The 21,144-nt window shown below is 67.4% G+C and carries 15 protein-coding genes; 5 read left to right on the top strand and 10 right to left on the bottom strand.

Features of this window, described 5'->3' with window-relative positions:
* Positions 1 to 28: 28 nt before the first annotated feature.
* Entirely contained in the window at positions 29 to 1,426 is a 1,398-nt protein-coding gene (locus tag BLP88_RS03255; protein WP_074586868.1) for an MFS transporter, read from the bottom strand.
* Between the two features lie 359 nt (positions 1,427 to 1,785).
* Here BLP88_RS03255 and BLP88_RS03250 point away from each other — a divergent pair, with 359 nt between their 5' ends.
* Together BLP88_RS03250 and BLP88_RS03245 are read left to right on the top strand one after the other, a co-directional pair.
* Positions 1,786 to 2,802 (top strand): asparaginase, encoded by a 1,017-nt coding sequence (locus BLP88_RS03250; protein WP_074586866.1) that lies wholly within the window; start codon positions 1,786 to 1,788, stop codon positions 2,800 to 2,802.
* 32 nt (positions 2,803 to 2,834) lie between these two features.
* The gene (locus BLP88_RS03245) at positions 2,835 to 3,206 is read left to right on the top strand and encodes a sterol carrier family protein (RefSeq protein ID WP_074586865.1); all 372 of its coding nucleotides are present in this window, start codon (positions 2,835 to 2,837) and stop codon (positions 3,204 to 3,206) included.
* 88 nt (positions 3,207 to 3,294) lie between these two features.
* Here BLP88_RS03245 and BLP88_RS03240 read toward each other — a convergent pair whose 3' ends face one another.
* The 3 genes from BLP88_RS03240 to BLP88_RS03230 all read right to left on the bottom strand — a co-directional run bounded on the left by BLP88_RS03240 (position 3,295) and on the right by BLP88_RS03230 (position 9,353).
* Positions 3,295 to 4,785, bottom strand: a complete 1,491-nt coding sequence (locus BLP88_RS03240) for a cation:dicarboxylate symporter family transporter (protein ID WP_074586863.1) — start codon at positions 4,783 to 4,785, stop codon at positions 3,295 to 3,297.
* Between the two features lie 112 nt (positions 4,786 to 4,897).
* Positions 4,898 to 7,675, bottom strand: a complete 2,778-nt coding sequence (locus BLP88_RS03235) for an aminotransferase class I/II-fold pyridoxal phosphate-dependent enzyme (RefSeq protein WP_074586862.1) — start codon at positions 7,673 to 7,675, stop codon at positions 4,898 to 4,900.
* A gap of 124 nt (positions 7,676 to 7,799) precedes the next feature.
* The gene (locus BLP88_RS03230; RefSeq protein WP_074586861.1) at positions 7,800 to 9,353 is read right to left on the bottom strand and encodes an amino acid permease; all 1,554 of its coding nucleotides are present in this window, start codon (positions 9,351 to 9,353) and stop codon (positions 7,800 to 7,802) included.
* A 246-nt stretch (positions 9,354 to 9,599) separates the two neighbouring features.
* Between BLP88_RS03230 and BLP88_RS03225 the strand changes: the two genes are divergently transcribed.
* Both BLP88_RS03225 and BLP88_RS03220 read left to right on the top strand, forming a co-directional pair.
* Entirely contained in the window at positions 9,600 to 11,192 is a 1,593-nt protein-coding gene (locus BLP88_RS03225) for a PucR family transcriptional regulator (RefSeq protein WP_074587193.1), read from the top strand.
* Between the two features lie 46 nt (positions 11,193 to 11,238).
* Positions 11,239 to 12,153, top strand: a complete 915-nt coding sequence (locus BLP88_RS03220) for a glutaminase (protein WP_074587192.1) — start codon at positions 11,239 to 11,241, stop codon at positions 12,151 to 12,153.
* A gap of 27 nt (positions 12,154 to 12,180) precedes the next feature.
* On the opposite strand, the gene BLP88_RS03215 is transcribed toward BLP88_RS03220, so the two are convergent.
* From BLP88_RS03215 to BLP88_RS03205, 3 genes are read right to left on the bottom strand one after another with little or no spacing between them, the layout of a single operon-like run.
* Positions 12,181 to 12,939, bottom strand: a complete 759-nt coding sequence (locus BLP88_RS03215) for an SDR family oxidoreductase (protein WP_074586860.1) — start codon at positions 12,937 to 12,939, stop codon at positions 12,181 to 12,183.
* 30 nt (positions 12,940 to 12,969) lie between these two features.
* Positions 12,970 to 13,710, bottom strand: coding sequence for an aspartate/glutamate racemase family protein (locus BLP88_RS03210; protein ID WP_074586858.1), 741 nt, complete (start codon positions 13,708 to 13,710; stop codon positions 12,970 to 12,972).
* A gap of 27 nt (positions 13,711 to 13,737) precedes the next feature.
* A complete protein-coding gene (locus tag BLP88_RS03205) occupies positions 13,738 to 15,306 on the bottom strand; it encodes an NCS1 family nucleobase:cation symporter-1 (RefSeq protein ID WP_084110738.1) in 1,569 nt (522 codons plus the stop codon).
* Between the two features lie 195 nt (positions 15,307 to 15,501).
* Between BLP88_RS03205 and nboR the strand changes: the two genes are divergently transcribed.
* The gene (nboR, locus tag BLP88_RS03200) at positions 15,502 to 16,110 is read left to right on the top strand and encodes a nicotine blue oxidoreductase (protein WP_074586857.1); all 609 of its coding nucleotides are present in this window, start codon (positions 15,502 to 15,504) and stop codon (positions 16,108 to 16,110) included.
* Between the two features lie 7 nt (positions 16,111 to 16,117).
* On the opposite strand, the gene BLP88_RS03195 is transcribed toward nboR, so the two are convergent.
* From BLP88_RS03195 to BLP88_RS03185, 3 genes are read right to left on the bottom strand one after another with little or no spacing between them, the layout of a single operon-like run.
* On the bottom strand, positions 16,118 to 18,895 hold the full coding sequence (locus BLP88_RS03195) for a molybdopterin-dependent oxidoreductase (RefSeq protein WP_074586856.1): 2,778 nt from the start codon (positions 18,893 to 18,895) through the stop codon (positions 16,118 to 16,120).
* On the bottom strand, positions 18,885 to 19,829 hold the full coding sequence (locus tag BLP88_RS03190) for an FAD binding domain-containing protein (protein ID WP_074586854.1): 945 nt from the start codon (positions 19,827 to 19,829) through the stop codon (positions 18,885 to 18,887). The genes BLP88_RS03195 and BLP88_RS03190 overlap by 11 nt, the downstream gene beginning before the upstream one ends.
* The gene (locus BLP88_RS03185) at positions 19,820 to 21,067 is read right to left on the bottom strand and encodes an XdhC family protein (RefSeq protein ID WP_074586853.1); all 1,248 of its coding nucleotides are present in this window, start codon (positions 21,065 to 21,067) and stop codon (positions 19,820 to 19,822) included. The genes BLP88_RS03190 and BLP88_RS03185 overlap by 10 nt, the downstream gene beginning before the upstream one ends.
* Positions 21,068 to 21,144 lie beyond the last annotated feature (77 nt).

The raw sequence follows: 21,144 nt of genomic DNA, 5'->3' as shown, positions 1-21,144 counted from the left end.
GGGCAGGCCGCCACGGACAGTGTCTACATCAAGACTGTGCCACCTTCTGGCCGGGCGTGGCGTCACTCTTCCACCCGCGTTCCTGGCCGGACGCGAGGTCCAGGTCGCTGAGCTTGATGTTCTTGGTTTCCTTGGCGAAGGAAACAGAGAGGATGGAGATCAGGCCCATGCCCACCAGGTACAGGGCGATCGCCTGCCCCGTGCCGAAGGCCTTGTACAGGGCCAGGGCGATGATCGGCGAGAGCGAGCCGGCGATCAGGGAGGCCACGTTGTAGGCCACCGAGGTGCCGCTGTAGCGAACCTTCGTGGGGAAAAGTTCGGAGAAGAAGGCACCGATCACCGAGCTGTACGCGGCGAAGATCAGGAGCCCGCCCACCGCGGCCAGGATGATGGCGGCGGGCTGCCGGGTGTCCAGCAGGGCGAAGAAGGCGAAGCCCCACACCACCGTCGCCACGGAGGCGGCGATCATCATGGGCTTGCGTCCGATCCTGTCGGCGAAGATCGCCAGCAGCGGGATCGCCACTACGGCTACGCCCTGGCCGATCATGACGGCCGTGAGCCCCGTCTGGCGGTCGATCTTGAGGATGTCCGTCACGTAGGTGATCAGGAACAGGGAGTAGATGTAGAAACCGGCATTTTCGCCCATGCGGCTGCCGGTGGCGATGAGGATCTCACGCCAGTTCCCACGGAAGAGTTCAGCCAGCGGCAGCTTGGTGCGCGTGGCGTGCTCGGCGTCGGCCTTGGCCTGGGAGGCCTGGAAGAGCGGGGTTTCCTGGACGTAGAGCCGCAGGATCAGTCCGATAACCACCAGCAGCGCGGACAGTCCGAAGGCGATGCGCCAGCCCCAGGCCAGGAACTCCGCCTGCGGCATCGTTGCCGAAAGCAGGGCCAGGACGCCGGCAGCCATGAGGTTGCCCAGCGGCGGGCCCACGTTCGGCCAGGAGGCCCAGAACGCTCGCTTGGTGCTGTCGTCGCTGTATTCGGACACCAGCAGCACCGCTCCGCCCCATTCGCCGCCGAGCGCAAAGCCCTGCACCAGGCGCAGGAAGAGCAGGATCAGGGGCGCCATGATGCCGATGCTGGCGTACGGCGGGATCAGGGCGATGAGCGCCGTGGCGACGCCCATCAGGAGGAGGCTGGCAACCAGCGTGGACTTGCGGCCGTGCTTGTCGCCGAGGTGGCCCAGGACGACGGCGCCCAGGGGGCGTGCGATGAAGCCCGCGGCGAAGGTGCCGAGGGCGAGCATGGTGCCGACGAAGGGATCGGCACTGGGGAAGAACAGTTTGTTGAAGACCAGCGCGGCTGCGGTGCCGTAGAGGAAGAAGTCGTACCACTCCACCGCGGTGCCGGCGAGGCTTGATGCAGCCACGGCAGGGAGCGAGGTGTGCTTCCGCACGCCCCGGCCCTTTTCAAACACTTTGCTCATTAGGGAAGTCCTCGATTTGAACGGAACAGCTCGAATTGAACGGAACATTTTTTCACTGGGCGGTCCCGGCGTTTGCGCGCCATCCGGGTCCATGCCGCCAGACGTCTTGGCCGCTTCCGTGATGCGCCTCACGGGAAGCTGTATAGAAACTGTAGACCAGTTGTATACAGCTTGTCTACAGGAGGTTTTCGGCGCGGTCCGCGGCCTCCGCGAAGCGGCCCGCTGCGGGCCCTGGCGCCAAGCCCGCTCCCAAAACTTCGCTTCGCTCAGTTCGGGGCCCTCGCGTGGGCCCGCGGCGCCCGGGTTCCTTCCCGAAGCGAAGCAAGGGGAGGGAGGCGCCGGGGACTAGGCTTAGCTGCATGCCCTTGTCTCCGCACGAAACCTTCGCGGCCGAGTCCGCCGTGGAACTGGCCGTCATCGAGCGCAGCGGCTTCATCGAATCCCGGCACATCGGCTCGGCCGTGGTGCTGGCCGGGGATGGCAGCGTGGTGCAGGAACTGGGCGACATCGCCTCCCCGATCTACGCCCGCTCCACCCTCAAACCGTTCCAGGCGCTGGCATCAATGCAGTCCGGCGTTCCGCTGCGCGGCGCCCAGGTGGCCCTCGCCTGCGCGAGCCACACGGGATCCCTGGACCACATGGACGTAGTGGAGGGCATGCTCAAGGCCGCCGGCGTCCGGGAAGAGCAACTGCAGTGTCCGGCCGACTGGCCCCGGGACGAGACCGCCCGGAACTGGCTAATCCGCTCCGAACGGGGCAAGTCCAAACTCGCGTTCAACTGTTCGGGCAAGCACGCGGCATTCCTGTGGGCCTGCACCGAGAACGGCTGGGACACGCGCAGCTACCTCGAGCCAAACCACCCCCTGCAGCAAAGGGTCCGCTCGGCAATCGAGGAGTACAGCGGCGAGGCCATCGCCCACCTGGGCATCGATGGCTGCGGTGCTCCCGTGGCGGCGATTTCGCTGACGGGCCTCGCCCGCGCCTATTCACAGTTGGCCAAAGCGCCCAGGGATCCGAACTCCAACGCCCGCGCCGCCACCGTCGCCACCTCCATGCTGGACTACCCCTGGGCGGTCCAGGGCCGCGGCGAGGCAAACACCGTGGTCATGGACGAGCTAGGCATCCTCGCCAAAATCGGCGCCGAAGGCGTCCTGGTCCTCGCCACGCCCACGGGCGCCACCGTTGCCGTCAAGATGCTGGACGGCAACCTGCGCGCCACCACGCTCGTGGGGCTGACCCTGCTCGCGGTGAGCGGCGCCGTCGACGTCCCTGAGGTCTCCAGCGTGCTCGAGAAAGTGGTGGACCCAGTGCTGGGCGGCGGACATCCGGTGGGGCGGATCCGCCTCGGCAAGGCACTGCTCTCGCTGCTGGACTAACCTCCCCATCACCACAGGAAAGGCTTTCAAGCATGGCTGTTGCCCGCCGTCGGGTACCCCTTGAGGAAGGCCGCGCCGCCCTGGCGGCATGGCAGGAACAGGGCGAGGCGGACGCGGGCCTGGCCCGCGCGACCCTTGCCACCGCGGTCCGCTACACCCTTGAGGAGCTCACCGCCCGCGCCCCCGGCAACTCCGTGGAGGTGCGGGTGCCGCCATTCGGCGTCGCGCAGTGCGTGGAAGGCCCCCGCCACACCCGCGGGACCCCGCCGAACGTGATCGAGTGCGACGCCGCCACCTGGCTGGCCCTGGTGAGCGGCCGGCTGGCCTGGGCGGACGCCGTCGACGCCGGCCGGGTCGCCGCGTCCGGGCTGCGCGCCGATCTGGCGGAGCTGCTGCCGTTCTAGCCCAACGCGGGGTCACTTACGGTCCATGAAAAAGGCGGCCGTTCCGGATCACCGGAACGGCCGCCTTGCTTGCTGCGGGAACGGGCGCCTAGTCGGGGGAAATCGGCGTTTCCTGGCGCTGGCCCGGCCGGCTCATTTCGAACTGCGGGATGTTGTCCGCCGTCGGGCCGCCGCGGAACTTCGGCGACGGCTCCTGGCCCTCACTGAGGCGCTCGAGCTCCTGCTCCTCGTAGACCTCTTCCTTGCCCAGCATGATGGCCGAATCCTCGTTGGTGATTTCACCCCGGAAGGCGCGGACCATGACACCGCGGTCGAACTGGCCTTCCCACTTGGCCACCACGAAGGTCGCCACGCAGTTGCCCAGCAGGTTCACCACCACGCGCATGGAGTCCATGAGCCGGTCCGCGCCCAGGAGGAGCGCTACGCCGGCCACCGGGAAGATGCCGAGTGCAGCGGCCGTAGCGGACAGCGCCAGGAACGAGGACCCGGGAACGCCGGCCATGCCCTTGGAGGTCAGCAGCAGCACGCCCAGGGCGGCAAGTTGCTGCCCAAGGTCGAGATGGTGGCCGAAGGCCTGGGCCAGGAACAGCAGCGAAATGGACAGGTAGATCGCGGCGCCGTCCAGGTTGAAGGAGTACCCCGTGGGAACCACCAGGCCGGTGGTGGCCCGGGAGCAGCCGGCGTTCGTCAGCTTGGTCATGATGCGCGGCATCACGGCTTCCGTGGACGCGGTGCCCAGCGCGAGGAGGAATTCCTCCCGGGTGTACTTCAGGAACTGCCACAGCGGCACCCGGGCGAAGCCCCAGGCCACCGCGAACAGCAGGCCGATGAAGACCACCGCGGCGCCGTAGCAGGCCGCGATCAGCAGGGCGTAGGTGCCCAGCGTGTCCAGGCCGTACTGCCCAATGATGAACGCCATGGCACCGAAGGCGCCGACGGGGGCCACCTTCATGATCCAGGACATGATCTTGAAGATCAGCTCAAGCACAGTCTCCATGAGGCTGATGACCGGCATGCAGCGCTGGCGCCCGATCACCACGATGGCCGCGCCGAAGAACACGGAGAAGAACAGCACCTGCAGCAGGCTGTTGTTGGCGAAAGCCCCGATCACGCTGGTGGGAATGACATCGAGCAGGAAGGCCGCCGCGTCCTTCGGGACGGCGTGGCCGGTCTTCGCGTCCACGGCGTCCTGGGACAGCGTGGCGGGATCGATGTTCAGGCCGGCACCTGGCTGGACGATGTTGCCGACCACCAGGCCGAACACCAGCGCGAACAGGGTTGCTGCGGTGAAGTACAGCAGGGCCTTGACCCCGACTCTTCCGACCGCCTTGACGTCGCCGACCGCCGAAATCCCCGTGACGATCACGAGGAAGATCAGCGGGGCAATGATCATCTTGATGAGTTGAATGAATCCATCGCCCAAAGGCCGGAGGGTGGAGCCGATGTTCGGCCAGAAATGGCCGATCAGCACACCTGCGACGACGGCGATCAGAATTTGGAAGAAGAGCGACCTGTACAGGGGCTTCTTCTTCTGCGGGGCCGAACTCGCCTTCAGCGCCGCGGAGTCTGGGATCTTCATTGATCTGAACCAATCATTAGAGAACTCCCCGGTTGCCGGGGACACTCTCAACGTATTCCAGATCACACTATTCCACAAGAGGGAATTGAAATTTCACATTGTGAAAGTAGGACTAAACCAATTGTGACTCACCTCTCTCCGGGCCGGCCGTCCGGGCTATCGCCGGTTCCGGTTCCGCGAACACCCTGTACCCTCTCTCCGGATCGAAGCCGTGGACTTCCTTCGTGTCGAGGGCAGCCATGAACTCCAGCGTCTTGCGCGTGATGACCTGGCCCGGCACCAGGATCGGGAAACCCGGCGGGTACGGGGTGACGAATCCCGCGGACACTACGTCCAGCCCGGCGTCGATCCTGGCGCCCAGTTCCTCCGCGAACAGGTATTCGGTGGAACCGTCCTTGTAGCCTTCGAAGTAGGCGGCCCGGACGTCGCCGTCGGGGCACAGCGCGTCCCGGCGGAAGCGGTCCGCGAACCGGCTGAAGTCAGGCAGCGGCGGCGTCCCGCCGTCGTCGGACGCTGCCGGTGTCCGACGACGCCCGGCGCCCGCCGTCGTCGAACGGTGCTCCTCGAACGACTCCGCGAGCTTGACCAGGACTTCGATCAAGTAGGCGACCGAACTGCGGGAGGTGCCGATGTTGGTCATGAACAGCACGGTGTTGCGCGAGGTTTTGTTGACCTGGATGCCGTGGCCGTCGGCGAGGTAGCGGTGGCGGAAGGTGTCGCCGTCGATCCCGGTCCGGCTGATGTCCAGCGTGAGGCGGCTGGGATCCACGACGAATTCGTCGTGCTCCCAGGCGTCCGCGAGCGCGGCGAGACCGTCGCGGTGCGGCATGGCCGGGCCGGTCTTCCGGAAGGGCGCCTCAATGAGGTCCCGCGAGGTGAGGACGCGGAAGTACTTCTTGAGGAGGGGATGCCGGGCAACGGCCTGCGCAACGCTGGTGGCGAGGTCGGCCTGGCGCTGGACGAGGCCGAAGCCTTCGAGTTCCACCTGCCGGCGTCCGACGTCCAGGGAGGCGAGGATCTGGTAGTTGGGCGAGGTGGACGTGTGGGTCATGTACGCCTCGCGGAACGACTCCCGGTTCCGTTCCTCGAAGTCCTGGTCGAAGACGTGGATCATGGACCCCTGCCGGAGCGACGTCAACGTCTTGTGGGTGGACTGCGTGGCGTAGACCCGGACGCGCGCCCTGGCGGGGTCCGGGACCAGGCGGGTCTGCAGCCAGGCCTCATCGTCCGCCGGGCGTCCCGTCACCGGGTCCCACAGCTGGGCGGCCTGTTCGGCGTGGCGGTCCCGGTAGTAAGGATCGCCGAAGGACGCTACGAGTTTCCGGGCCGCCGCCATGGCGGTGCGGCGGCGGAAAACCGGGTGGGAGCGGGCGAACGCGAACCAGGCCTCGTCCCAGAGGAACACCAGGTCCGGCTTGATGGCCAGGCACTCCTCCATGACGCGCTCCACGTCGTACACGATCCCGTCGAAGGTGCAGTTGGTGAGCGTGATCATCTTGACTTCGTCCAGCCGCCCTGCCCTGCGGTACTCCAAGAGCCTGGCCTTGATGGAGGCCAGCGGCACAGCACCGTAGAAGGCGTAGCGGTCCAGCGGGTAGGCATCCAGGTAGCTCACCTGCGCCCCGGCGAGCGCGAAGGCGTAGTGGTGGGACTTGTGGCAGTTGCGGTCCACGAGGACCACAACGCCCGGAGCCAGGATGGATTGGTGGACCACCTTGTTGGCCGTGGACGTGCCGTTGGTAACGAAGAACGTCTGATGCGATCCGAACGCCCGCGCCGCCAGGTCCTGGGCCTCCTTGATGGAGCCATGCGGGTCCAGGAGCGAATCCAGTCCGCCCGAGGTTGCGGAGGTTTCCGCCATGAGCAGGTTGAGCCCGTAGAAATCGGCCATGTCGCGGATCCACGGGGAACCCACCACCGAGCCGCCCCGGGACACCGGCAGCGCGTGGAACACGCTGGCGGGCCGGCGGCTGTACTCCTGCAGGGCGGTGAAGAAGGGCGTTCGGAAGCGCTCCGCCACGCCGGACAGGAGGGACAAATGCAGGTCGAGATGGTCCTGCTTGCGGAAGATCCTCCGGAAGCGCCTGCTCAGCGACCCGGCCAGGCTCTCGATGGACACACCCGCGGTCAAGTAGACATCCACTTCCGGGCGCAATGCCGTAAGTTGCTCCGCCAAGGCGAGGATCAGTTGCAGGGGACGTGCGCCGGCCGGCGCCGCAGCGGTATGAGTGGACAGATAGGCCCGAAGATCCCTGCCGAGCGGCTGCCCGCTCTCCGCGACAAGGCCGGGACGAAGGATGCACGCCTGGATGGCGGGGTTCAGCAGCAGGGCCACCAGGGCGTCCTCATAGCTGGGGACCACCACAAGCTCGTACGTGAACGCGTCCCCGGGCCGCCTCTGGGCCAGGAGGTCTGCCTTCAGGGAATCTGCTTCCTCGGCCGTCAGGTCATCAACCACCAGCACGTCGAACCGGGGCCGTTCGCCGTCGTCGGGAGCCTGGCCGCCGCCGTCGTCTTCCGCATCGCCCGTCCCCGCAGGGCCGTGCCCCCGCGAGGGCAGGGGCGCGGCTCCCCCGTGGCCCGGCACCATTGGCGCCAGGCCACGGAGCAACTCGAGTCCCGTCCGGAAGTCACCGGCGTCCAGGGCAGCCCGCAGCTGCCGCACGGCCGTCTGCCCCGGGGCCGCCCAATAGATCTCGACGGCGTGCAGCAGGCTGAGTGCGCGGGCCGCCTGTTCCGCCAGGGCGGCGTTGGCCGTTTTGCCCCCTGTTCCCGTGCGGCTTTTGGCCAGTTGCTTGAAGGCGTAGCCCAGGAACTCCCAGGCGTCCGCGCGGGAGCGCCAGGCACTGCTGGGGGTGCCAACGTCTTTCGGGGCAGCTTCGATATTCACTGTTGTCTTGTTTTCCAATGTTGGTTCGGGTGCTTGTTGGTTTGGGTGCTTGTTGGTTCGGGTGCGTGTTGGTTGGGTTGCGGGCTGCCGGTTCGGGACTGGTGATCCGGCTGATCGGAGGAGGTCAGGGCCGCCGTCCCGCCTGGGCGGGGCGCTCGGCGATCACCGGGAAGACGCCGGTGTGGCCGAGACGTTCCTCGGCGGCGGCGAGGATGCGCCTCCGGGAGCCGAACCACCCGGCCACGAGCAGCGGTACGAGGACCACAACCGAGGCCAGGACCCAGCGGCCGGTTTCCGAGAAGCCCATGGTGACCAGCACAAACGCCAGGAATCCGAGGGTCAGGTAGGACGTGAAAGGTGCGCCGAAGAGGCGGAACGAAGGCCGCTCAACTCTTCCTTGCCGCACCCAGGACTGCAGCCTGATGTGGCACAGCATGATGGTGGCCCAGCCGCCGATGATGCCGATGGCGGAGACTTCGAGGACGATTTCGAACACCTGGGACGGGACCAGGGCGTTCAGGCCGACGCCGAGCAGCGTGATGACAGCCGTGAGCAGGATCCCGCCGTACGGGACGCCCGAGGCGCTGATGCGGGCGGTGAACTGCGGGGCGGAACCATTGACCGCCATGGAACGCAGGATGCGTCCGGTGGAGTACAGGCCGGCGTTGAGGCTGGACAAGGCAGCCGTGAGGACCACGAAGTTCATTACCGAGGCGGAGATCGCTCCGGCCTGCGGATCGCCCAGATGGGAGAAGAACGTGACGAACGGCGATTCCCCGGACTCATAGGCAGTGAAGGGCAGGAGCAGGGACAGCAGCAGCACGGAACCCACGTAGAAGATGGCGATGCGGAAAACCACCGTGTTCACGGCCTTGGGCATGACCTTCTGCGGCTGGGCGGTCTCCCCCGCGGCGGTTCCGACCAGTTCTATGGCTGCGTAGGCGAACACGACGCCGCTGATGGCGAGCAGTGGCGCCACCGCGCCGGCCGGGAATGCGCCACCGTGGTCCAGGATGATGTTCACGCCAGGGGCGCCGATGTCCGTCCGGCCGCCGAAGATGATGAAGCAGACCCCGACGACGAGGAAGGCCACGAGGGCCGCCACCTTGATGAGTGCGAACCAGAATTCCATCTCACCGAAAATCTTCACGGAGACCAGGTTCAGGGCCAGGACGACGACGAGGGCCGCGAGTGCGATGAGCCACTGCGGGATGGACTGCAGCGGTTCCCAGAACTGGCCCCAGAACTTGATGTACAGCGCGACGGCGGTGACGTCCACGATCGAGGTCATGGCCCAGTTGAGGAAGTAGAGCCATCCGGCGGCGTACGCCATCTTTTCGCCGTAGAACTCCCGGGCGTAGGAAACGAATGAGCCGGACGACGGCCGGTGCAGAACCAGTTCGCCCAGGGCCCGCAGGATGAGGAAAGCGAAGAATCCGCAAATCGCGTAGACCAGGATCAGCGCCGGCCCGGAGGCATTCAGGCGGCCGCCCGCACCCATAAAGAGGCCGGTCCCAATGGCTCCCCCGATGGCGATCATCTGGATCTGCCGGGGTTTGAGGGTCTTGTGGTAGCCCGCCTCTTCGCTGGAGAAGTCCTGCGCTGCGGCGGTCCTGTCGCCGAGCAGTTCCCGGGCGTTTTCCACCGCATCCGCGGGATCGAACTGTGTGTTTTTCATTCCTGGGGTCTCCTTTGACTCCATCGAATCCATGCACCCGGCCCCATTGCCCGGCGCACGGTAGACCACTCTAGGTTCCGGCCCGGACCAAGAAACTGTCCGTGCCGCTAAATTCGCGCCATGCTGGTTGTGCCGGCGAGACAAATCCACCCGGAGGTACGGGGAGTAATGTTCTTGGCCGGATACCTCCTCAGAGAAAGAAAAGCAGTGGCACCCCACAAAACTGCTGAGCATGTCAAAGGCGCCATGCTCAGCGACATACTTGAAGACATTGGAGTCGACCACGGACGCTTGGTGGTCGCCCCGGCCGCGGATAACGGCACCGTCCGCGAAACGGTCATCGCGGACGCAGAGGACGACGAACCCCTCCAGCCGGAAACCCTGGTCCTGCTGATCGGCGCCCGGGGCCGCGCAGCCCTCCCGGCAGTTCGCAGGCTGCTCCCCTGGCGGCCTGTGGCGATTGCGGTCAAGGGCACCGAGGCCGAGCTTGAGCCCATCGCAGAGCTCCTGCGTCCCGTGGGCACCGGGCTGATCGCCGTGCCTTCGGCCATGCGGTGGGACGCCTTCGAAGGCATCGCCAAGGACCGCATCCAGGAGCCGGGCCTCTCCGTGGAAGCATCGGACGTCATGCACCGGGACCTGTTCGCAATCGCCGCGACCACGGCCACGTTGGCCAACGGCCATGTGGTCATCGAGGATCCGGCCAACCGGGTGCTGGCCTACTCGCCGGCCTCAAACGACGTCGACGAACTGCGCAGGCTGTCCATTCTTGGCCGGCGGGGACCGGAACGGTACCAAAAGCTCCTCAAGGAATCCGGCGTGTACCGGCACCTGCAGGCATCTGAAACTCCTGTGCACATGGCAGCCAATCCGGAGGAAGGCCTCCGGGAGCGGGTCGCCATCGGGATCCATGCCGGACGCCGGGTGCTCGGGTACATCTGGTTGCAGGAAGGAACCGAGCCCCTGGCCGCCAACACGGACCGCATCCTCGTGGGCGCGGCACGGCATGCTGCAATCGAGCTGGTCAGGCACCGCAACGAACAATCCCAGGCGCTGCGGCGGGACCGGATTTCCAGCTTGCTCAGCGGCACGCCGCAAATCCATTCGCAGGCCCAGTCGGCGGGCATCGATCCGGCCAGGCCGGCAGCCTTGGTGCTCATCTCGGCCAAGGGCGACGACGGCACGGCCTCTGGCCTGCAGCTGCGGCGCGGCGAGCTGGCCAACATCGCATCGATCCACGCTGCTGCCTATCGGCCCGGCGCGGTGGTAGGGGCCATCGGACTCGAGATCGCGATGATCCTGCCGGACCTTGATCCAGTGAAGTCGCCTCCGGCCATCAATCGCCTGGTCAACGCCATCGTCCGGGATGCCCGCGTACACCTGAACTGCCAGGTGCAAGCGGCGGTAGGTCCGGTCGTCAACCGCCTTGACGAACTCCACAGCACGCTGGGGCACGTCCGCAGCGTGCTGGAGGTCCTGGGGGATACGCCGTCCATCAGCGTCGCTTCCTACAGTGACGTGGAGACCAAAGTGCTCACGCGGGAGCTCTTTGGCCTCCTGGGGTCCAGGACCCGGCTGCGGCACGACGGCGTCGCGCTGCTCTGCAGCCGGTATCCCGAGTTCGCTGCCACGATCCTCGCGTACCTGGAGTTCTTCGGGGACGTGAACCGGTGCGCCGAGGAGCTTGCGGTCCACCGGAACACCGTGCATTACAGGCTCCGCCGCGCCTGCGAGTTGAGCGGCATCGACCTGCAGGATCCCGACCAACGGCTGTTGGCGCACCTGCAGATCCGGCTGTGGACCCACTCCACGGCGCCCTTGAACGACCAACCCAAGTGAACGAAACCATCCCAGTGAACAAACAATTCGAGGCCACCACCTGATGATTGACCTGCAGAACCTCCTTGACGACGTCGTCGGGGACATCCGGCCGCTCATCGGCCACGGCGCGGCGGCGGATTACATCCCTGGCCTTGCGGCGGTGGACACCAACCAGTTCGGCATCGCCGTCGCCACCCGCGGCGGAGAGGTCTATGCTTCCGGCGACGCGACAGTGCCGTTTTCGATCCAGAGCATCTCCAAGGTGTTTGCCCTGGCACTGGTCCTGGCCGGGAACGGGGACAGCATCTGGAAACGCGTCTTCCGCGAGCCGTCGGGCAACCCCTTCAACTCCTTGGTGCAGCTGGAGCACGAGGACGGGATACCGCGTAACCCGTTCATCAACGCCGGGGCGCTGGTGGTCACGGACAGGCTGCTCACCGCCACGGACGGCTCCGCGGCAGAGGCCGTGCGCCGCTTCATGCGGGACGAAAGCGGCAATCCCGGCATCGAGTCCGATGCCGAGGTTGCCGCTTCCGAAGCCCGTAACAGCCACCGCAACGCGTCCCTGGCACACTTCCTGGCCAGCTACGGCAACCTGGAAAACAGCGTTGACGCGGTGCTCGATGCCTACATCGCCCAGTGCTCCATTGCGATGAACTGCACGGACCTCGCACTGGCGGCCAGGTTCCTGGCCAGCAACGGCAGGAAAGCCGACGGCACTTCCTTCCTGTCGGCGTCGCAGACCAAACGGATCAACGCCGTCATGCTGACCTGCGGTACCTATGACGCGGCGGGCGAATTCGCCTACCGCGTGGGGCTGCCCGGCAAGAGCGGAGTGGGCGGCGGCATCATCGCCGTGATGCCCAACAACTGCACGATCTGCGTCTGGAGCCCGGGCCTGGACCGCTCCGGCAACTCGGTGGCCGGCGTCGCGGCCCTGGACGCACTCACCATGCGGACGGGCTGGTCGATCTTCTGAGGCCGCGGTGTTTGCCTCCGAAGGTCGCTAGCCGCGTCCGATGAACGGCATGCCGGCCGCGGTCACCAGCAGCGAGCCGACGTTGGCCGACGGCGGCATGCCGGCCATCAGGAGCACCGCACGGGCGGCGTCCTCCACGGGGAACATGGGTTCCACGCGGCGGCTGCCGTCTGCCTGCAGGGCGCCGGAACCGACGCCGATGGTGTCCATGATTTCGGTGCGGGTGTTGCCGATGTCGATCTGCCCGCAGCTGATGCCGAAGGGGCGCCCGTCCAGCTCAACGCTCTTGGTCAGGCCGCTGATGGCATGCTTGCTCACCGTGTACGCCACCGAAAGGGGCCGGGGCGAATGGGCCGAGATGGAGCCGTTGTTGATGATGCGCCCGCCCTGCGGTTCCTGTGCCTTCATGGTGCGGACCGCTTCCGCCGCGCAGAGCATGGCGCCGGTGACGTTGATGGCCAGGGTGTTCTCCCAGCCGGCCAGGTCCATTTCATCCACACTGCCGGAGGGGCCGAAGATGCCCGCGTTGTTGAACAGCACATCCACCCTCCCCCAGCGCCGGCGGGTTTCTTCGAAAAGGTGCGTCACGCCGTCGGGCAGTGTCACATCGCAGGGCACCACCAGGGCCTCCGGGTGGCCGGCGGCGGTCTCCTTAAGGGGAGCTTCCCGCCGGCCAGCCAGGGCGACCGACCAGCCCTCGGCGAGCATCAGCCGGGCCACCGCCCGCCCGATGCCGGAACCGGCTCCGGTGACGACCGCGACGCGCGGGGTCTGTGGTTCAGTCATGGTGTTCCTTCCGGCTGCTGCGGAGCAGGATCAGCGTGCTGCGGTGGCTTCCGCCAGCAGGGGCCAGCCTACGACAGTCTTGGGCCGCGGCGCCGCGTAGGTGCGCACCTTCGAGGTGGACAGGCCCAGCCGGACGAGCGACTCGGCGATGGTCACCGCGGCGGCGACGCCGTCGACCACCGGGACGCCGCAGCGCCGGCGGATCTGTTCGTCGAGGCCCGCCATGCCGCCGCAGCCGAGCACGATCACCTCGGCCTTGTCGTCGCGGACGGCCCGTTCGGCCTGCTCCACGATCGCTTCGACGGCGCGGTCCGGGTGCTCCTCGAGCTCCAGGACGGCCATGCCGCTGGCGCGCACGGAGGCACAGCGGGCGTCGAGGCCGGCCAGCTTCAGGCGGTCCTCGATCAGCGGGACGGCACGGTCCAGGGTGGTGACCACCGAGTATTTGTGGCCCAGGAACATGGCGGTGCTGGCCGCGGCCTCGGTGATGTCGACGACCGGGACGTCCAGGAGCTCCTGCAGCCCCTCGCGGCCGTGCTCGCCGTAGCCGGCCTGGACGACGGCGTCGTACGGTTCCGGGTAGCTGAGCACCTTGTCCATGACGGCGATCGCCGCGAGGTAGCTTTCGAAGTTGCCCTCGCAGGAGTCGGCGCCGAAGCGCGGCGTGAGCCCCACGATCTCGGTGCCCGGGGCCGCGGCGGCCGCTGCCTGGGCCGCGATGGAATCGGTCATGGACTGGGTGGTGTTGACGTTGGCGACAAGGATGCGCATGGTTTCCTCCTGGGTTCCCGGCGGTGCTTAGTGGGTGCTGGCGACGGCGATCGGTTCGCCGGAGACGTCGGCGTGGCGCTGCTCACGGTCCGAGACCAGATAGTACGCAATGGCGGCCACACCCGCTCCGAAGAACCAGGCGAAGGGTGCCACGGCTTCCAGTGCCGGGACGAAGGCGATGAGGATCGCGACGGCGGCGGCGGGGACCATGGCGGTGATTGCCTTGGGGTTCACGCCCTTCTTGTAGAAGTAGGCACCGTCCGGGTCCTCGGTGTAGAGGGCTGGGACGTCCACCTTGCCGCGGCGGAGCAGCCAGTAGTCGGCCATGACCACGCCGAACAGCGGGCCGAGGAGGGCACCGAGGCCGCCCAGGAAGTACACGATCACGAGCGGGTTGTTGTAAAGGTTCCAGGGCAGGATGACCAGGCCGATGGTGCCGCTGACCCACGCCGCCTTTCGGAAGTCGAGGTGCTTCGGGAACAGGTTGGTCAGGGCGTAGACGGGGGCCACGAAGTTCGCCATCAGGTTCACGGCGATGGTGAGGATGAGGACCGCGAGGCAGGCCAGCACGAGCAGGAAGGTGTTGGGGATGCTTTCGATGATCTGCGAGGGGCTCTCGATGACGGTGCCGTTGATCTTGTACTGGCCGCCGGCCAGGATCACTACGATGGCGCCGAAGACGAGCATGTTGATCGGGATGCCCCAGAAGTTGCCGCGGACGATCGACTGCTTGCTGGCCGAGGACCGGGTGAAGTCGCAGAAGTTCAGGACGAAGGTGCCGTAGATGGAGACCCACAGGGCGCCGCCGGCGAAGATGGTGCGCCACATTTCGGCGCCTTCGAGTCCCTTGATGCCGGTCCACTGGATGGAGCCGTGCGCTTCGAAGAAGACCCAGGCAGCCAGGAGGACCATGGTCACCAGGATGACGGGGCCGGCGAAGGCCTCGTACTTGCGGATCATTTCCATACCGAAGCTGACGATGACGAGCTGGATGATCCAGAGGGCCACGAAGGTGAGCCAGCCGAGCGTGGACAGGCCCAGGATCGAGTTGCCGTCCAGTTCCTTAAGGCCCGGGAACATGGCCACGAGCATGACGCGGAACACCACGGACGCCAGGAAGGTCTGGATGCCGAACCAGGCCACGGCCACCGCACCGCGGACGAGGCTAGCAAGCTGTGCGCCGCGGATGCCGAAGCTGATGCGGCTCATCACCGGGAAGGGAACGCCGGTTTTGTGGCCCATGAAGCCGGAGAAGTTCAGCAGGGCGAACAGCAGCGCGGCGCCGATGCCGAGCGCCACGAGAATCTGCCAGCCGCCCAGGCCGAGGGAGAAGAGGCCCACCGCAAAGGCGTAGTTGCCGAGGCTGTGGACGTCGTTGGCCCAGAGGGTGAAGATGCTGTAGCCAGTCCAGCGGCGTCCTTCCCTCTTGGTGGGAGCCAGGTCCAGGTTGTACAGGGCGGGGCTGATGGCGCGGCCAGCCGCTGCCGAGGCAGCGTCGCAGAGGGCCGCGTTGCCTGCGGCGGGATGCGCGGAACTTTCAGGCAACAGCGCCTGTTCCGGAGCCGATGCGTTGCCGACGGGGGTCGTCGAATTCATCGTGGGTCTCCACTTCTAACGTTGCTTCATGGGGAGTTCCGCCACGGCTGAACCGCTCTTCACTGAGAGTTTCCACATAGCGGAATGTAATTTTTGAATGGTGAAACAACGATATGACCCCGGTCACCTGCCCGTCAAGGTGGCCCGGACCGCGCCCGGGTCACAATCGGCCGTCCGGAGGGTATGGTTTGCCTCATGTCCGCTTCGCCCACACAGCCAACCATCGGCGTGCTCCTCGCCGCGGGGGCCGGCACCAGGCTCGGCCTCGGCCCCAAGGCACTGCTGCCCTTCCGCGACCGCACCCTGGTCGAAGAGCTCGCCGACGTGCTCCTGGCCGGCGGCTGCTCCGAGGTCATCGTGGTGCTGGGCGCCGAGGCGGAGAAGGTGGCAGCCCTCCCCGGGCTTGCCCGCCACCGGGTGCTCACCAACCCGCAGTGGGCGGAGGGCATGTCCGGTTCCTTCCGCGCCGGAATCATGGCGGCGAGCGCCGGGAACAATGTCATGGTGGCGCTCGTGGACCAGCCCGGGCTCAGTTCCGAAATCGTGGCCCGGCTGCTTGCCCGGCACCGCCCGGGCCGCATCACCGCCGCCGCCTACCCCGAGCTCTCAGGCACGCTCCGCCGCGGCCACCCCCTGGTGATCGACGCCGAACTGCGGGAGGAGGCCGCGGAGTCCGCAGCGGGCGACGCCGGAGCCCGGCTCTTCCTCAAGGCCCACCCCGGGCTGGTGGACCTGGTGGACTGCGGCGACCTCGCCGACGGCGGCGACGTGGACACGAAGGCAAACCTGCACCTGCTGGGCTGAACTTTCCCTAGACGCCCACCTCTTCCCGGGCCTGCTCCTTCAGTCCCAGGTAGATCTTGTCCCGGGCGATCGGGAGTTCGGTGAAGCGCACCCCCGTGGCGTTCCGGATGGCGTTCGCGAGCGCGGGCGCCACCGGGTTGAAGGGGCTTTCACTCATCGACTTCGCCCCCAGCGGGCCAAGCTCGTCGTTGGTTGAGGCGAAGTACACCTCGCTGCGCGGCACGTCCGCGAAGGAGGGGATATGATACTGGCGCAGGATGTCCGTAGTGACCTGGCCGGCGTCGTCCACTTTCACTTCCTCGTACAGCGCGACGCCGAGGGCCTGCGCGATCCCGCCCTCGATCTGCCCGCGGCACTGCCGCGGATTGACCACCACGCCGGCGTCGGCGGCCTGCACGCTCTGCAGGATCCGCAGCTCCCCGGTGCCGGTGTTGACGGCCACCCGGAAGCCGTGGACGTTGAACGCGACCGAACGCGGGGTACCGCCCCAGCGGCCCTCGGCGGACAGTTCGACGCCGGCCCGGTGCGCCCCGCTGTACACCTCCGCCAGCGGCAGGCTGCGTCCGCCGCACACAACAGTTGCGCCGTCGAGCACGCAGTCCGCCTCCGGGACTCCGCTCAGAACGGAAGCCACGGTGCGGATCCGGCGGGCCAGCTCCTGGGCGGCGAGCAGCGTCGCCTGCCCGGCCACCACGGTGCCGGCGGAGCCGAACGCGCCGGTGTCGTGCTCCACGAGGTCCGTGTCGGACTGCCGCACCGCCACCTCGGCGGCCCGGGTGCCCAGTGCCGTCGCCGCGAGCTGGGCGTGCACCGTGGTGGTGCCGTTGCCGAATTCGGCGGTCCCGACGGCGGCGTCGTACCTGCCGTCCGGCAGCAGGCTCAGCCGCGTGTGGGCATAGTGGCCGCGCGGCGGGACGGTGTCGATCATGGACAAGGCGGCACCGGTGCCCGTGACCCATTCGGGCCCCAGGTCCTCCAGGCCGGCGTTCCGGTACCGCTCCGCCCCGCGGCCGAGGGCGTCGCGCACCAGCGAGATGCATTGTTCCAGGCCGTAGCTGCCGTAGAGCACGTCCTCTTCCGGTTCCGGTTGGGTGGAGAGCATGTCATCGCCGGGCCGGATCATGTTCCTGAGCCGGAAATCGAGGGGGTCCATGCCGATGCCCTCGGCCAGCTCGTCGATGGCGGATTCGATCGCGAAGACCATCTGGCTCAGCCCGTAGCCGCGGAACGCTCCCGCCGGGACCGTATTGGTGTACACGGCCCGGGCATCCACCTTCTTGTTGTCGCAGTTGTACACCGCGAGGGATTCGCCGCAGCCGTGGAACATGACCCCGGGCGCATGGTTTCCGTAGGCGCCGGTGTTCGTGACCACGTCCAGCTGCAGCGCGGTGAGCAAGCCGTCGCGGTTGGCCCCCGCCTTGAGCTTGATGGTGAACGGGTGGCGCGTGGTGGTGGCGGTGAACTGCTCCGTGCGGGTGAACTCCACCTGCACGGGGCGGCGCAGCTTCAGGGCCGCGAGGGCCACGAGGTCTTCCGTGAGCACCTCCTGCTTGCCGCCGAAGCCGCCGCCCACCCGGCCGGCGACCACCCGGACGCGATCCTCGGACAGGTCGAAGACCCGGGCCAGGGTCCGCTTGACCAGGAACGGCACCTGGCTGGAGCTGCGGACCACCAGCCGGCCCTCCTCGTCGAGCCAGGCGATCGAGGCATGCGTTTCCATCGCCACGTGCTGAACACGCTGGGTTTGGTAGGTCTTTTCGTGGATGACGTCCGCGGCGGCGAAGCCCGCGGCCACGTCACCCAGTTCGGAGTGGACCTCTGCCACCACGTTTTCCAGGGGCCGGGAGATCCGGCTGACCTCGCCGTCCTTGTCGCCGTGTACGGCGGGCGCCCCCGGCTGCAGGGCCTGGGCCGGGGTGAAGACGGCGTCCAGGAGTTCGTACTCGACCTCGACAGCGCGGGCCCCGGCTTCCGCCGCGGCCACCGAGTCGGCGACGACGGCGGCCACCCGCTGCCCGATGAAGCGCACCACGTCATCCAGCACCCGGGTGTCGTCCGGGTCGTCGGTGTACATCTCGTGCTGGGCCGTGGAGAACAGCTGCGCCGGGGCGTCCTCGTGGGTGAAGACGGCCACCACGCCGGGCACCCGCAGCGCGGCCGCCGTGTCGATGGACACGATCCGGGCATGCGCGTGCGGTGAGCGCAGCAGCTTCAGGTGCAGCAGGCCGGGAAGCTGTTCGGCCGGCACGTCGAGGGTGTAGCGGGCGGTACCGGTGACGACTGCGTGCCCGGCAGGGGCGGGAACGTTGTCGCCCAGCTGGCCGGACCCGGGACCTGCGTGCGCCGCCGTGCCGCAGACGGCGTCGGCAATGGAACGGTACCCGGTGCAGCGGCAGAGGTTGCCCTTGAGGCTGCGGGGCAGGTTGGCTTTCTGTTCCTCGTCGAAAGTGGCGGCCGTCATCATCATGCCCGCCGTGCAGAAGCCGCACTGGAAGCCCTGGTTCTCCAGGAACTGTTCCTGCACGGGATGCAGCTCCCCCTCGGCGCAGCCCGCGGACGCTGCCAGGCCCTCGATGGTGGTCACCGAATGCCCTTCCGCACGCACGGCCGGATAGATGCAGCTGTGCACCGGGGTACCGTCCACATGGACGGTGCAGGCGCCGCAGTCGCCGCCGTCGCAGCCTTTTTTGACCCCGAAATTGCCCTGCTCGCGCAGGAAGGTCCGCAGGCACTGGCCCGGGCGCGGCCCTTCCGCCGCGGGGGTTCCGTTGATCTCAATGGCCATTCGGGGCCTCCTTCGTGGGGGCGGAAGTCGGTGCAGCGGAAGGCTGCGCGGAAGTGGCGTGCGGTTTCCCGGAAGGGCTCCAGAAATCCCCGGAAACCCGGGTTCCTTCACCCAGGAGTTCGGCGCGGATTTCCTCCGCCAGGCGGAATGTCATGTCGCGGCGCCAGGCGGGCAGGCCGTGGATGTCGTCGTGGTACAGCTCGGCAGGGATCGCGTGCCCGACGGCGGCAGCCAGCTGCTGCGCGTCCGGCAGCTCCGCCGCGGCGAACCGCAGCTGCACCGGGCGTTTGGTGGCGGCCGTGACCGTCAGGACCAGGCCGCCGTCGGGATCAAGACGCCCGGTCAGCAGCACACCGGAGCGGCCGAGGTTGCTTAGCGAGAGCCGCCGGAACGCCACCTTGGCGGACAGCGCGGCTGCCGGGATGAAGATGCTGCGCAGCAGCTCGCCCGGGTCAAGGCAGTTTGCGGCGTCGCCGGTGACGAAGTCTGCCACCGGGACCGTGCGGGTGCTACCGCCGGGGCCGAGGAGGGTGGCGGTGGCGTCGAGCCCGGCGCACAGGGAGATCATGGGCCCGGCGGGCAGCGAGGTGCAGATGTTGCCGCCCACGGTGGACATGTTCCACACCTTGAACGAGGCCACGAAGGAGTCGCAGCATGGCCGGATCAAAGCCAGGCCGGGCCATTCGCGGCCGGCCACTGACGCGGAGTCCGGCAGGGCGTACAGCTCGGCAACCGTACACGTGGCGGCGAGTTCAATGCCGGCATCTGTCACGGTGATGGCGGGCCAGCCGGCCTGGCCCAGGTCCAAGAGGCGCCGCAGGACGGTGCTTCCGTAGGAGAAGAGGACAGTACCGCCGGCCAACCACGCGTCTCCGGGGCGCCACTGTGCGGGGTCCGTGGTCGGTACCACGGCCTCGATGGTGTTCATGTCCATGAGTCCTCCTGGGTGAGAGAGTCTGAGGTGCGGGGCCCGGAGTGGATGGGCCCGGAGCTGTCCTTGAGGGAACGGAAGCCTGGTTTGCTGCCGCAGGCCCTGCTGCCCCGTTCGGCCACTATTTCCGCGGTGATGGAAACGGCGACTTCGGCGGGAGTAACGGCTCCAAGCTCCAGTCCGATGGGTGAATGCAGGCGTTCAAGGGCTTCCGCCGGGGTACCTTTGTCCAGCAGGGCATCGATGCGTTGCCGGTGGCTGCGCCGCGAACCCATCGCGCCGACGTAGGCGAGCTTGAGGCCCAGGGCTGTTTCCAGCAAGGGGATATCGAATTTGGGGTCGTGGGTCAGGACGCAGACAACAGTGCGGTGATCGATGCGTCCTGCAGCGGCTTCACTCTCAAGGTAGCGGTGCGGCCAGTCGGTGACGACGTGGTCAGCACCGGAGAAGCGGCTCTGCTGTGCAAACGCGGGGCGCGCATCGCACAGGGTCACGTTGTAACCGAGCAATTGCCCGGCAGGGAGCAGTGCGGCTCCGAAGTCGTTGGCACCGAAGACCAGCATGCGGGCAGCTGGCAAGCGGCTTTCGACGAACAAGGTGATGGGCTGCGGTTCGGGTTCCTCACGGGGGTTATCCCAGCGATCCAGAGTGACCCAGCCGTCGATGCAGCCTTCAGGCGGCGCCAGCCGGATCAGGCCCGCGCGGCCGCCTTGAAGCAGCGGCTCCACCTGCGCAGCTGCTGCGAAAAGGGTTGCGGGATTGTCGCCCACCAGTTTGGCGAGTTCCGGCGACTCCATGGCCCGGAAACGCACGGGATCGTTGATCACCACCACGCCTCCCCCGGTATCGAGCCGGCGGATGAGGGCCAGGGCCGTTGGGGCCTCGCTGGGTTGTCCGGTTATCAATGCAAGCTCGCTGGATCCTGCGACGAGCGGCTGGATGTGGACCTCCAGTTCCCCTCCACAGGTGAGTCCGACGGCGAACGCGTCCTCGGAGCTGTAGCCGAACGACTCAAGGCGGGGGCCGCCGTCGCGCATTGCTTCCAGGGCCGCTTCAACCACGGCGCCTTCCACGCAACCGCCGGACAAGCTGCCCAGTATTTGGCCGTCTTCGGAGACCATCATGGACGTCCCCATGGGCCGCGGCACGGAGCCGCCTGTCCCCACGATCGTGGCCACAGCGCATCGTTGGCCGGAGACCGCAGGCCGCCAGCTGCCCAGTGAAGGCATCAGATCCAGCATGGAAATCACTTCCTTTACCGTGACGTTCCGGGCGGGAGGGCCCGCCCGGAACGTTTCGCGATCCTGCCCCTAGTCTT

The sequence above is a fragment of the Arthrobacter cupressi genome (genome assembly GCF_900099975.1).
Lineage (GTDB): Bacteria > Actinomycetota > Actinomycetes > Actinomycetales > Micrococcaceae > Arthrobacter > Arthrobacter cupressi.
The sequence above is the reverse complement of the archived record's forward strand: the minus strand, read 5'-3'. Positions and strand labels throughout refer to the sequence as shown.

Coding starts and splice junctions, on each gene's coding strand:
- BLP88_RS03190 (WP_074586854.1), bottom strand. CDS start 19,829: ATGGACATGAACACCATCGAGGCCGTGGTACCGACCACGGACCCCGCA.
- BLP88_RS03215 (WP_074586860.1), bottom strand. CDS start 12,939: ATGACTGAACCACAGACCCCGCGCGTCGCGGTCGTCACCGGAGCCGGT.
- nboR (WP_074586857.1), top strand. CDS start 15,502: ATGTCCGCTTCGCCCACACAGCCAACCATCGGCGTGCTCCTCGCCGCG.
- BLP88_RS03185 (WP_074586853.1), bottom strand. CDS start 21,067: ATGCTGGATCTGATGCCTTCACTGGGCAGCTGGCGGCCTGCGGTCTCC.
- BLP88_RS03255 (WP_074586868.1), bottom strand. CDS start 1,426: ATGAGCAAAGTGTTTGAAAAGGGCCGGGGCGTGCGGAAGCACACCTCG.
- BLP88_RS03195 (WP_074586856.1), bottom strand. CDS start 18,895: ATGGCCATTGAGATCAACGGAACCCCCGCGGCGGAAGGGCCGCGCCCG.
- BLP88_RS03225 (WP_074587193.1), top strand. CDS start 9,600: ATGCTCAGCGACATACTTGAAGACATTGGAGTCGACCACGGACGCTTG.
- BLP88_RS03250 (WP_074586866.1), top strand. CDS start 1,786: ATGCCCTTGTCTCCGCACGAAACCTTCGCGGCCGAGTCCGCCGTGGAA.
- BLP88_RS03240 (WP_074586863.1), bottom strand. CDS start 4,785: ATGAAGATCCCAGACTCCGCGGCGCTGAAGGCGAGTTCGGCCCCGCAG.
- BLP88_RS03210 (WP_074586858.1), bottom strand. CDS start 13,710: ATGCGCATCCTTGTCGCCAACGTCAACACCACCCAGTCCATGACCGAT.
- BLP88_RS03230 (WP_074586861.1), bottom strand. CDS start 9,353: ATGAAAAACACACAGTTCGATCCCGCGGATGCGGTGGAAAACGCCCGG.
- BLP88_RS03205 (WP_084110738.1), bottom strand. CDS start 15,306: ATGAATTCGACGACCCCCGTCGGCAACGCATCGGCTCCGGAACAGGCG.
- BLP88_RS03245 (WP_074586865.1), top strand. CDS start 2,835: ATGGCTGTTGCCCGCCGTCGGGTACCCCTTGAGGAAGGCCGCGCCGCC.